The organism is Pseudomonas sp. 05N434, assembly GCF_056396965.1.
Genome location: NZ_JBFTMK010000131.1, coordinates 1 through 9,887, shown reverse-complemented (window position 1 = coordinate 9,887; position 9,887 = coordinate 1). Strand labels below are relative to the sequence as shown.

The 9,887-nt window shown below is 60.4% G+C and carries 9 protein-coding genes; 6 read left to right on the top strand and 3 right to left on the bottom strand.

Annotated elements, in window-relative coordinates; genetic code table 11:
* Positions 1 to 263 precede the first annotated feature (263 nt).
* Complete coding sequence (dauA, locus tag AC1DLB_RS11105; RefSeq protein WP_477744016.1) at positions 264 to 1,985, top strand: C4-dicarboxylic acid transporter DauA; 1,722 nt, start codon at positions 264 to 266, stop codon at positions 1,983 to 1,985.
* A 101-nt stretch (positions 1,986 to 2,086) separates the two neighbouring features.
* Here the strand turns inward: dauA and AC1DLB_RS11100 are convergent, their stop codons facing one another.
* Positions 2,087 to 2,644 (bottom strand): hypoxanthine-guanine phosphoribosyltransferase, encoded by a 558-nt coding sequence (locus AC1DLB_RS11100; protein WP_007939779.1) that lies wholly within the window; start codon positions 2,642 to 2,644, stop codon positions 2,087 to 2,089.
* Between the two features lie 176 nt (positions 2,645 to 2,820).
* Here AC1DLB_RS11100 and upp point away from each other — a divergent pair, with 176 nt between their 5' ends.
* Together upp and AC1DLB_RS11090 are read left to right on the top strand one after the other, a co-directional pair.
* On the top strand, positions 2,821 to 3,459 hold the full coding sequence (gene upp, locus AC1DLB_RS11095) for a uracil phosphoribosyltransferase (RefSeq protein ID WP_007939777.1): 639 nt from the start codon (positions 2,821 to 2,823) through the stop codon (positions 3,457 to 3,459).
* A gap of 2 nt (positions 3,460 to 3,461) precedes the next feature.
* A complete protein-coding gene (locus tag AC1DLB_RS11090; protein WP_018929585.1) occupies positions 3,462 to 4,736 on the top strand; it encodes a uracil-xanthine permease family protein in 1,275 nt (424 codons plus the stop codon).
* A gap of 177 nt (positions 4,737 to 4,913) precedes the next feature.
* On the opposite strand, the gene hemH is transcribed toward AC1DLB_RS11090, so the two are convergent.
* Together hemH and AC1DLB_RS11080 are read right to left on the bottom strand one after the other, a co-directional pair.
* Complete coding sequence (hemH, locus tag AC1DLB_RS11085; RefSeq protein ID WP_477785002.1) at positions 4,914 to 5,936, bottom strand: ferrochelatase; 1,023 nt, start codon at positions 5,934 to 5,936, stop codon at positions 4,914 to 4,916.
* 13 nt (positions 5,937 to 5,949) lie between these two features.
* Positions 5,950 to 6,852 carry a TIGR01777 family oxidoreductase gene (locus AC1DLB_RS11080; RefSeq protein WP_026286681.1) on the bottom strand — a complete coding sequence of 301 codons (903 nt, stop codon included), beginning with the start codon at positions 6,850 to 6,852 and terminating at the stop codon, positions 5,950 to 5,952.
* A gap of 196 nt (positions 6,853 to 7,048) precedes the next feature.
* On the opposite strand from AC1DLB_RS11080, the gene AC1DLB_RS11075 reads away from it, so the two are divergent.
* The 3 genes from AC1DLB_RS11075 to AC1DLB_RS11065 form a co-directional block, all read left to right on the top strand.
* On the top strand, positions 7,049 to 8,035 hold the full coding sequence (locus tag AC1DLB_RS11075; RefSeq protein WP_018929582.1) for an NAD(P)/FAD-dependent oxidoreductase: 987 nt from the start codon (positions 7,049 to 7,051) through the stop codon (positions 8,033 to 8,035).
* A 154-nt stretch (positions 8,036 to 8,189) separates the two neighbouring features.
* The gene (locus tag AC1DLB_RS11070; RefSeq protein ID WP_477744018.1) at positions 8,190 to 9,152 is read left to right on the top strand and encodes a YbgA family protein; all 963 of its coding nucleotides are present in this window, start codon (positions 8,190 to 8,192) and stop codon (positions 9,150 to 9,152) included.
* Positions 9,152 to 9,887 (top strand): MerR family transcriptional regulator (locus AC1DLB_RS11065; protein ID WP_477785001.1); only part of this gene is annotated, 736 nt, incomplete at its 3' end. The genes AC1DLB_RS11070 and AC1DLB_RS11065, both read left to right, overlap by 1 nt.

Here is a 9,887-nt window from a genome sequence, read left to right as displayed (position 1 = left end):
GAGTCAAGTCGTCCGGGGGCAAAAACTGCACATGCATCGGTGCCGGAGCGGCGGCCAGGGGTAGGCTGAAGACCAACATCAGGGCGGCGCAGCTGCGGATCAAAAGACTCATGACAGGCTCCTGGGACGAGGCCGAGCACTCTAGCATGATGATCAATCGGGCGAATAACCGATCCAGATCAATACTCTCGAAGACAAGGCTGGGCATACTGAAAGAGCCTTCAGCCCTATTTCGACGGCGTGCCGTCTACTGTGGAGTCCCTATGCCATTCTCCATCCCCCCGTTATTCGCCGCCTGGCGTCAAACTCTGCGTGCAGGTTATAGCCTCAGACGCTTGCGCGGCGACATCAGTGCCGGGGTGACGGTAGGGATTATCGCCATTCCCCTGGCCATGGCCCTGGCGATTGCGGTGGGAGTAGCGCCCCAGCAAGGTTTATATACGGTGCTGATCGCGGCCCCCCTGATCGCCTTGACGGGAGGCTCGCGCTTCAATGTCAGCGGGCCGACAGCCGCGTTCATGGTGATACTGCTGCCGATCACCCAACAATATGGCCTGGGTGGCCTGCTGCTTTGCACCATGCTTGCCGGGGCCATCCTGATTGCCTTGGGGCTGATTCGGGCCGGGCGGCTGATTCAGTACATTCCTTATCCGGTGACCCTGGGCTTTACCGCCGGGATCGGCATAGTCATCGCCACACTCCAACTAAAGGATTTGCTGGGCCTGAGTACCACCGGGCATGCCGAACATTACATCGAGCAATTAGGTGCGCTGCTCCAGGCATTGCCCAGCGCCCGCCTGGGGGACGGAATCATCGGTGTCATGTGCCTGGCGGTTCTGATCGTCTGGCCGCGGTTTGTGCCGAGGGTTCCGGGGCATCTGGTGGCGCTGGCCGTCGGCGCAATGTTGGGGCTGGCGCTGGAAAGCGGCGGGTTACCGATTGCGACGCTGGGCGAGCGCTTCAGCTATATCGTCGATGGCGTCAGCCACCCCGGCATTCCGCCGTTTCTGCCGAGCTTCGACTGGCCGTGGAATCTGCCAGGACCCAATGGTCAGCCGCTGCATCTGTCTTACGACCTGATCCGCCAATTAATGGCACCAGCGTTCGCCATTGCCATGCTCGGCGCCATCGAATCGTTGTTGTGTGCGGTGGTGGCCGATGGCATGACGGGCAGCAAACATGACCCCAACGCCGAACTCCTGGGTCAAGGCATTGGTAACCTGGTCGCACCGTTGTTCGGCGGCATTACCGCCACCGCGGCGATCGCCCGCAGCGCCACCAACGTGCGCAGCGGGGCGTTTTCGCCATTGGCGGCAATTATCCACAGCGCGGTGGTGCTGCTGGCGATACTCGTCCTCGCCCCGCTGTTCAGCTACTTGCCGATGGCCGCGCTGGCGGCGCTGCTCGTGATGGTGGCGTGGAACATGAGCGAGGCCCGGCATGTCGTGCACACCCTGCGCATTGCACCACGCAGCGACGTATTGGTCTTGCTGACCTGCCTGAGCCTGACAGTGCTGTTCGACATGGTACTGGCCGTTGCCGTTGGGCTATTGCTGGCCGCCGGGTTGTTCGTCAAGCGCATGAGCGACCTCACGGACACCGCCGAACTGCCTCGAGAGTTCCATCAAGCCTTACAGGATTTGCCGGAGCATGTTCGTTGCTATGCGATACGCGGACCGTTGTTTTTCGGTGCAGCGGAAAAGGCCCTGGGCGTGCTGCGCAAATTCAGCCCGGAGGTCAAAGTGGTGATTGTCGAGATGAGTGCCGTGTCCATGCTGGACATGACGGCGTTGGCAGCCTTCGACAATATCCTCAGGGATTATCGCACCGACGGCATCGGCCTGATTCTGGTCGGGACGGCAGCGCGCGTGCGCCTGAAACTCAGGCGCGCGGGCATCCATCGGGAACAGCGTCAATTGGCTTACGTGAACAACCTGGAACAGGCTCGACGCAAAAGCGAACGCTGGCTCGTCGGGCAGGACTGAGCGCGCGGTTCAAGCGAACTGCGCACGCATTCGGATGGGATATCTGCCTTCAAGCATCAACGTGTCTGGCGGCTGAAACCACCCCCAGACAGTCAACCTGCTTACAGGCCTTTAACGGCAAAAATTCCGTTCGCGTTACGCCAGTAGCCTTTGTAGTCCATGCCATAACCGAAGATGTAACGGTCAATGCACGGCAGGCCGACGAAATCGGCTTTCAGGTCCGGGCGAGCCTTGCGGTCGTGGTCCTTGTCGATCAGCACGGCGGTGTGCACTTTGCGGGCGCCGGCATGTTTGCAGAAATCGATGATCGCGCCCAGGGTGTGACCTTCATCGAGGATGTCGTCGATGATCAGCACGTCACGGTCGATGAACGAAACTTCCGGCTTGGCTTTCCAGAACAGCTCGCCGCCGCTGGTTTCGTTGCGATAGCGGGTAGCGTGCAGGTAGGACGCTTCCAGCGGGAATTGCAGATGGGTGAGCAGCTTGCCGGCGAAAATCAGGCCGCCGTTCATCACACAGAACACCACCGGATTGCTTTCAGCCAGTTGTTCGTTGATATGTGCACCGACGCGGGCGATGGCCGCCTCGACTTCAGCTTCGGTGTACAGGCAGTCAGCCTCTCGCATGATTTGACGGATATGCTCGAGATCAGCGGACATGGCGCTCTCCAAGGGGTTTGAGGGGGAGGGACGGATTCGGAAAAGCGGGCAAAGGTACGCATCCCGCACGGCCAGATCAAGCGTTTGTGGACTAACGTACTGTATGTCTATAGGACAACACCCTCGGATAGATTAATCTAGGCCGGTTTTTTTGCCCGCCGCCGGAGCCTTTCCCCATGCCCATCCGTGAGATCCGCCATCCGCTGATCCGTCATAAACTTGGCCTTATGCGCCGCGCCGACATCAGCACGAAGAATTTCCGTGAGCTCGCTCAAGAAGTCGGCGCCCTGCTGACCTATGAAGCCACCAAAGACCTGCCGCTGGAAAGCTACGACATCGAAGGCTGGTGCGGCACGGTGTCGGTGGAGAAAATCGCCGGCAAGAAAATTACCGTGGTGCCGATCCTGCGTGCCGGTATCGGCATGCTCGAAGGCGTGCTGAGCCTGATCCCGGGCGCCAAAGTCAGCGCCGTGGGCGTGGCCCGTAACGAGGAAACCCTCGAAGCCCACACCTACCTGGAAAAACTGGTGCCGGAAATCGACGAGCGCCTGGCGATGATCATCGACCCGATGCTCGCCACTGGCGGCTCGATGGTCGCCACCATCGATTTGCTGAAGAAGGCCGGCTGCAAGGACATCCGCGCGATGGTCCTGGTGGCCGCTCCCGAAGGTATCGCCGCTGTGGAGAAGGCTCACCCGGACGTGACCATCTACACCGCTTCCATTGACCAGAAACTGAACGAACACGGTTACATCATCCCAGGCTTGGGCGATGCCGGTGACAAGATCTTCGGCACCAAGCAGAAGGACGCGTGACCATGCAGCAAGAGTTCAACGATCCGCTCTGGCGCACGGTATTGTCCGGCGCGCAGATGCTGTTCGTGGCCTTCGGCGCCCTGGTGTTGATGCCGCTGATTACCGGCCTCGACCCGAACGTGGCGCTGTTCACCGCAGGTTTAGGGACGATCCTGTTCCAGATTGTCACCGGGCGTCAGGTGCCGGTATTCCTGGCGTCGAGCTTCGCCTTCATCACCCCGATCATTCTCGCCAAGGGCCAGTTCGGCCTGGCGGCGACCATGGGCGGTGTGATGGCGGCCGGGTTCGTCTACACCTTCCTCGGCCTTGCGGTGAAGATCAAAGGCACCGGGTTTATCGACCGTTTGCTGCCTCCGGTGGTGATTGGCCCGGTGATCATCTCCATCGGCCTGGCCATGGCGCCGATTGCCGCCAACATGGCGATGGGCAAGGCGGGCGACGGTACTGAGCTGATTCATTACCAGACGGCGATGATGATTTCGATGCCCGCGCTGTTGACCACCCTGATCGTCGCGGTGTTCGGCAGAGGTATTTTCCGCCTGGTGCCGATTATCTCCGGTGTGCTGGTGGGTTTTGCCATGGCGTTTTATTTCGGCGTGGTCGATACCGCGAAGATTGCCGTGGCACCGTGGTTCGCGATTCCACATTTCACCGCGCCGGAATTCAACTGGCAGGCGATTCTGTTCATCGTTCCGGTGGCCCTGGCCCCGGCCATCGAGCACATCGGTGGCGTGATTGCCGTGGGTAGCGTGACCGGTCGCGACTACCTGAAAAAGCCCGGCCTGCACCGCACCCTGCTCGGTGACGGCATCGCCACCACCGCGGCCGGTCTGTTCGGCGGCCCACCCAATACCACTTACGCCGAAGTGACTGGCGCGGTGATGCTGACCAAGAACTACAACCCGAAAATCATGACCTGGGCGGCGATCTTCGCAATCAGCCTGGCGTTCATCGGCAAATTCGGCGCGCTGCTGCAAAGCATCCCGGTGCCAGTGATGGGCGGGATTCTCTGCCTGTTGTTCGGTTCGATTGCCGCGGTGGGCATGAACACCATGATCCGCCACAAGATCGACCTGGGCGAAGCACGCAACCTGGTGATTGTCTCGGTGACGCTGGTGTTCGGGATTGGCGGCATGCTGGTCGGCACCGGTACCGGCCAGAACGATTTCGGCCTCAAAGGCATCGCGCTGTGCGCGGTGGTGGCGATTGCACTGAACCTGTTGCTGCCGGGCAATGACAGCTGGAAGCACAAGAAGGCGGATGAGCCGCTGTTGTAAGCAGGCGACTCAATCCCCTGTGGCGAGGGAGCTTGCTCCCGCTTGACCGGGCTGGCGCACCAGTGCGCAGCACTCACAAAATCTTCATTGACTGCAAAGATTTTGGGGCCGCTTCGCGACCCGGCGGGAGCAGGCTCCCTCGCCACAACCAGCCAGCCGTCACTTCAATGTACGTTCCTATAAAGCCAATGGCGCCCTTTCGCACATGGCACTCAACGCCTTGACCCACAGCGGCTCATCGTTGAGGCAAGGCACCAGCACCAACTCCTCCCCTCCCGCCTCGCGGAATTGCTCCTTCCCACGATCACCGATTTCCTCCAGCGTCTCGATGCAATCGGCAACGAACGCCGGGCACATCACCAGGACTTTCTTCACGCCGCTTTTGGCCAACTCGTCGAGGCGAGCTTCAGTGTAGGGTTCTATCCACTTGGCCCGGCCCAGACGCGACTGAAACGATACGGACCACTTGCCGTCCGGTATGCCCACACGTTTGGCAAACTCTGCGGCCGTGCGCAGGCACTGACCGCGGTAACAGGTCKCGACCACTTCCGGTGGCGCACCGGCGCAGCAATCGCCGCCACCCTCGAAGCTGTGCCCCGGATTAAGCTTTTTCAGGTGACGTTCCGGCAAACCGTGGAAGCTCAGCAGCAGATGATCGAAATCCTGTTGCAGATAAGGCCTGACACTGGCCACCAACGCATCGAGGTATTCCGGCTGATCGTAAAACGGCTGAAGAACCGAGAACTGCACGTCGAGCTTTTTATCGCGCACCACGCGCTTGGCTTCTTCGATCACCGTGGTCACAGTGCTGTCGGCGAATTGCGGATAGAGCGGTGCCAGGGTCACTTTCTTATGCCCCTGGGCAGCCAGCCGCAGCAGCGCGGACTCAATGGACGGCTCGCCGTACCGCATCGCCAGCTCAACAGGCCCGTGAGTCCACTGCCGAGTCATGGCCTGTTGCAGGCGACGGCTGAGCACCACCAGCGGCGAGCCCTCCTCCCACCAGATCGACGCGTAAGCGTGAGCCGATTGTTCCGGGCGCTTGATCAGAATCAGCGACACCAGCAAACGCCGCACCGGCCAAGGCAGGTCGATCACATACGGGTCCATCAGAAATTGATTGAGGTAACTGCGCACATCCGCCACCGAGGTGGAGGCAGGTGAACCCAGGTTGACCAGAAGCAATGCGTGATCGGTCATGCAACGTCCTATTTCAGAGGCGGCCGGACAGATCGTCCAATGCCGCGCGCAAATCAGTGAACCGGAAAGTGAAACCCGCTTCCAGCAAGCGAGCCGGCATCGCCTTCTGCCCCCCCAGCAACAACAATGACAACTCGCCCAGTCCGACCTTCAAGACGAGAGTCGGCATCGGCATGAACGCGGGACGATGCAACACGTCACCCAACGTTTTAGCGAATTCGCGATTGCGCACCGGCTTGGGCGCGCAGGCATTATAGGGACCGCTGGCCCCATTGCGATGCAGAAGAAAATCAATCAGGGCGATTTGATCTTCAATATGAATCCACGACATCCACTGCCGACCGCTGCCGATCGGCCCGCCCAGCCCCAGTTTGAACGGCAACAACAGCCGCGACAAAAAGCCGCCCTCGGCGGACAACACCAACCCGGTGCGGATGAGAACCACGCGGATGCCCAAGGCGTCGGCACGTTGCGCGGTTTCTTCCCAGGCGATGCACAACTGGCTGGCGAAATCATCGATGACCGGTGGCGATTGCTCGGTCAACTCCCGCTCGCCGCCGTCGCCGTACCAACCAATCGCTGAGCCGGAGATCAGCACCTGCGGTTTCTGCTCACGACTTTCGAGCCAGGCCAACAGGGTTTCGGTCAGGGTGATCCGGCTGCTCCACAACAGCGCCTTGCGTTTGTGGGTCCAGAGCCGATCGGCGATCGGCGCCCCCGCAAGGTTGACAATTGCATCCACCGGTTCTGGCCCAAAATCCTCAAGCCGTGCGATTCCCCGTACCTGAGTGCCGCAGATTTTGGCGACTTTAGCGGGCGTGCGACTCCAAACCGTGAGGTGATGTCCCTGACTCAACCAGTGTCGGCAGAGCTGACGTCCTATCAAACCAGTACCGCCGGTCAGCAATATGTGCATGACATCTTCCTCGCGTGGCGTTTTACCCGGATCACTAGTCTATTTTTATAAGCAGGGATCTTTGGTATCGGGCAGGTTCTGTGTTTAACAATAGGCCAAGCTCTCAGAACGAGAACGCTAAAAGTTATACCAAAAAACAATATTGTACAGGTTTGAACCACGGCGTAGTCTGTACAGAAAGGCAAACGAGGCCCCTATGACTGTACCTATCGCAATCATCGGCACCGGCATCGCCGGACTCTCAGCCGCCCAGGCCCTTACGGAGGCCGGGCATGTCGTTCATCTGTTCGATAAAAGCCGCGGCAGTGGCGGACGCATGTCAAGCAAGCGCAGCGATGCGGGCGCTCTGGACATGGGCGCGCAATATTTCACTGCCCGCGACCGTCGCTTCGTCACCGAAGTCCAGCGCTGGCAAGCCAACGGTTGGGTCGCCGTGTGGACACCGCAGCTCTATACCTACCACGGCGGCCAGCTCAGCCCCTCGCCGGACGAACAGACACGCTGGGTCGGCACGCCGCGCATGAGCGCCATCACCCGTGCCCTGCTCGGTGACCTGGAAGTGCAGTTCAGCTGCCGGATCACCGAGGTCTATCGCGGTGAAGAGCACTGGCATCTGCAAGACGCCGAAGGCTTCACCCACGGGCCGTTCAGTCATGTGGTGATTGCCACGCCAGCCCCTCAGGCGACCGCGCTGCTGCCCTCCGCGCCGAAACTCGCCGGGGCCGCCGCCGGGGTAAAAATGGAGCCGACCTGGGCGGTCGCCCTGGCTTTCGACACACCATTGGATACCCCGATCGAAGGCTGCTTCGTGCAGGACAGCCCCCTCGACTGGCTGGCGCGCAACCGTAGCAAACCGGGACGCGACAACACCCTCGACACGTGGGTGCTGCACGCCACCAGCGCCTGGAGCCGGCAACATATCGATCTGTCCAAGGAAGCGGTGATCGAGCAATTGCATGGTGCCTTTGCCGAACTGCTGCACGACGCCATGCCTGCACCGACTTTCAGCCTCGCTCACCGCTGGCTTTACGCCCGTCCGGCCAGCAGCCATGAGTGGGGTGCCCTGGCTGATGCTGATCTGGGCTTGTATGTATGCGGTGACTGGTGCCTGTCCGGCCGTGTCGAAGGCGCCTGGCTCAGTGGCCAGGAAGCGGCCCGCCGTCTGCACGAACACCTGCAGTGAACCGCCTCGATTCGAGCACATTGCTGCTGTCGACACGGACAGCAGCCCTGAAAAAACCTATACAAAAAAATTGACTTGTACACCTTTGAATCTATGCTGAACGAATGTTGTACAGATTTAACAATCCGTACAGGTCTGGATTCGAGGTGCCCCGATGTCTGCACAATCAACGACCCCACCCAAAATCGCCATCAGCGCCTGCCTGATGGGGGCCGAGGTGCGCTACAACGGCGGGCACAAGACGTCACGGCTGTGCAGCCACATCCTTTCCGATTATTTCGATTTCGTCCCGGTGTGCCCGGAAGTTGCCATCGGCCTGGGTATCCCTCGCGAACCGATCCGCCTGGTCGGCAACCCTGAACATCCGCAGGCGGTCGGCACGGTCAACCCTGAAAACAACGTCACCCGGCCGCTGGCCGAATATGCTCGGAAAATGGCTTTGGAACTGGGCGACATCTGCGGCTATATCTTCATGCAGAAATCCCCTTCGTGCGGTCTGGAGCGGGTCAAGGTCTACCACGCCAACGGCGCGCCGGTGGACGGCGGTAGCCGTGGCATTTACGCCCGGACCTTCTGCGCGCTGCATCCCGATTTGCCGGTGGAGGAAGAAGGCCGGCTCAACGATCCGGTGCTGCGGGAAAACTTCCTTACCCGCGTATTCGCCTACAGCGCCTGGCAGCAGTTGCTGCAAACCGGCCTGACCCGGCGCGGCCTCACGGATTTTCACTCGCGCTACAAATACCTGTTAATGGCCCACAACCCGGTGCAATACAAAACCCTGGGAAACCTGCTCGGCAACATGGGCCGGACCGCCCCTGAAGTCATCGGCCCGCGCTATTTCAGCGAGCTGATGGCGGCCTTGAAAAAATGCGCCACGCGCCGCACCCACACCAACGTCCTGCAACACCTCAGCGGCTATCTCAAACAGGCCATCAGCACTGAAGACAAACAGGAAGTGCAGCATGTGATCAGCCAGTATCGTCACGGCATCGTGCCGCTGGTGGTACCGCTGACGTTGCTCAAACACTACTTTCGCCAGCACCCGGATCCATACATTGCGCAACAGGTTTACCTGCAACCGCACCCGGAAAACCTCAGCCTGCGAAACGCAATCTAATGAAAACCCCACCGGACACCAGCGCCAGCGAAGACCTCGGCACCGACTTCAAAAAGGCCCTGGACGCAGGCTGGCTGCCCATCCGTGAAGTGGCCCGGCAGACCGGGGTCAACGCTGTCACCTTGCGCGCCTGGGAACGGCGCTATGGGCTGATCGTGCCTCAGCGTACTCCCAAGGGGCATCGGCTGTTCTGTGCCGAACACGTTCAACGCATCCTGACGATCCTCACCTGGCTCAATCGCGGCGTGGCGGTCGGTCAGGTCAAGCAACTGCTCGACACGCCTCAGGTACTTGCCGAGCCCGTCGGAAACGATTGGCTGGTGTTGCGCCAGACACTGCTACAAGCCGTTACCCAACTGGCCGAACGCACCCTCGATGACACCGTAAACCAGGCGATGGCGCTGTATCCGCCACGCACCTTGTGTGAACACCTGTTGATGCCGTGGCTGGCGGAACTGGAACAACGCTGGCAAGGCCAGTTCGGCGCGCAGATGGAGCGGGTGTTTGTCTATTCCTGGTTGCGCAGCAAATTCGGCGCGAGGATTTACCACAACAACCGCCAGTTACGTACCGCGCCGCTGTTGCTGATCAATCAATCGGACCTGCCTCTGGAACCTCATCTATGGCTCACCGCCTGGCTGATCAGCAGCACCGATTGCCCGGTGGAAGTTTTCGACTGGCCACTCCCGGCCGGCGAACTGACGCTGGCGGTCGATCACCTGCAAGCCCGCGGCG

Coding starts and splice junctions, on each gene's coding strand:
- dauA (WP_477744016.1), top strand. CDS start 264: ATGCCATTCTCCATCCCCCCGTTATTCGCCGCCTGGCGTCAAACTCTG.
- AC1DLB_RS11100 (WP_007939779.1), bottom strand. CDS start 2,644: ATGTCCGCTGATCTCGAGCATATCCGTCAAATCATGCGAGAGGCTGAC.
- upp (WP_007939777.1), top strand. CDS start 2,821: ATGCCCATCCGTGAGATCCGCCATCCGCTGATCCGTCATAAACTTGGC.
- AC1DLB_RS11090 (WP_018929585.1), top strand. CDS start 3,462: ATGCAGCAAGAGTTCAACGATCCGCTCTGGCGCACGGTATTGTCCGGC.
- AC1DLB_RS11080 (WP_026286681.1), bottom strand. CDS start 6,852: ATGCACATATTGCTGACCGGCGGTACTGGTTTGATAGGACGTCAGCTC.
- AC1DLB_RS11075 (WP_018929582.1), top strand. CDS start 7,049: ATGACTGTACCTATCGCAATCATCGGCACCGGCATCGCCGGACTCTCA.
- AC1DLB_RS11070 (WP_477744018.1), top strand. CDS start 8,190: ATGTCTGCACAATCAACGACCCCACCCAAAATCGCCATCAGCGCCTGC.